The organism is Streptomyces sp. SID5464 (assembly GCF_009862985.1).
Taxonomy (GTDB): Bacteria; Actinomycetota; Actinomycetes; order Streptomycetales; family Streptomycetaceae; genus Streptomyces; species Streptomyces chartreusis_D.
In genome coordinates this window covers 171,186-172,598 of record NZ_WWIQ01000009.1, presented here as the reverse complement: position 1 = coordinate 172,598, position 1,413 = coordinate 171,186, and the positions used below count along the sequence as shown (strand labels likewise).

The 1,413-nt window shown below is 56.3% G+C and carries 1 rRNA gene (cut by a window edge); it reads right to left on the bottom strand.

Going from position 1 to position 1,413, the window contains the following annotated elements:
* Window positions 1-22: 22 nt before the first annotated feature.
* Window positions 23-1,413, bottom strand: a 23S ribosomal RNA gene (locus tag GTY47_RS09180); it runs 2,044 nt beyond the window's last position.

Sequence of the window (1,413 nt, the reverse complement as noted above, 5' to 3'; positions counted from 1 at the left end):
AACACAGTGGACGCGAGCAACTGAGGACAAGCCCTCGGCCTATTAGTACCGGTCACCTCCACACGTTACCGTGCTTCCAGATCCGGCCTATCAACCCAGTCGTCTACTGGGAGCCTTACCCCATCAAGTGGGTGGGAGTCCTCATCTCGAAGCAGGCTTCCCGCTTAGATGCTTTCAGCGGTTATCCCTCCCGAACGTAGCCAACCAGCCATGCCCTTGGCAGAACAACTGGCACACCAGAGGTTCGTCCGTCCCGGTCCTCTCGTACTAGGGACAGCCCTTCTCAAGACTCCTACGCGCACAGCGGATAGGGACCGAACTGTCTCACGACGTTCTAAACCCAGCTCGCGTACCGCTTTAATGGGCGAACAGCCCAACCCTTGGGACCGACTCCAGCCCCAGGATGCGACGAGCCGACATCGAGGTGCCAAACCATCCCGTCGATATGGACTCTTGGGGAAGATCAGCCTGTTATCCCCGGGGTACCTTTTATCCGTTGAGCGACGGCGCTTCCACAAGCCACCGCCGGATCACTAGTCCCGACTTTCGTCCCTGCTCGACCCGTCGGTCTCACAGTCAAGCTCCCTTGTGCACTTACACTCAACACCTGATTGCCAACCAGGCTGAGGGAACCTTTGGGCGCCTCCGTTACCCTTTAGGAGGCAACCGCCCCAGTTAAACTACCCATCAGACACTGTCCCTGATCCGGATCACGGACCCAGGTTAGACATCCAGCACGACCAGACTGGTATTTCAACGACGACTCCACACTAACTGGCGTTAGCGCTTCACAGTCTCCCAGCTATCCTACACAAGCCGAACCGAACACCAATATCAAACTGTAGTAAAGGTCCCGGGGTCTTTCCGTCCTGCTGCGCGAAACGAGCATCTTTACTCGTAGTGCAATTTCACCGGGCCTATGGTTGAGACAGTCGAGAAGTCGTTACGCCATTCGTGCAGGTCGGAACTTACCCGACAAGGAATTTCGCTACCTTAGGATGGTTATAGTTACCACCGCCGTTTACTGGCGCTTAAGTTCTCAGCTTCGCCCCACCGAAATGGAGCTAACCGGTCCCCTTAACGTTCCAGCACCGGGCAGGCGTCAGTCCGTATACATCGCCTTACGGCTTCGCACGGACCTGTGTTTTTAGTAAACAGTCGCTTCTCGCTGGTCTCTGCGGCCACCCCCAGCTCAGAGCGCGAAGCTCATCACCAGATGTGGCCCCCCTTCTCCCGAAGTTACGGGGGCATTTTGCCGAGTTCCTTAACCATAGTTCACCCGAACGCCTCGGTATTCTCTACCTGACCACCTGAGTCGGTTTAGGGTACGGGCCGCCATGAAACTCGCTAGAGGCTTTTCTCGACAGCATAGGATCATCCACTTCACCACAATCGGCTCGGCATCAGGTCTCA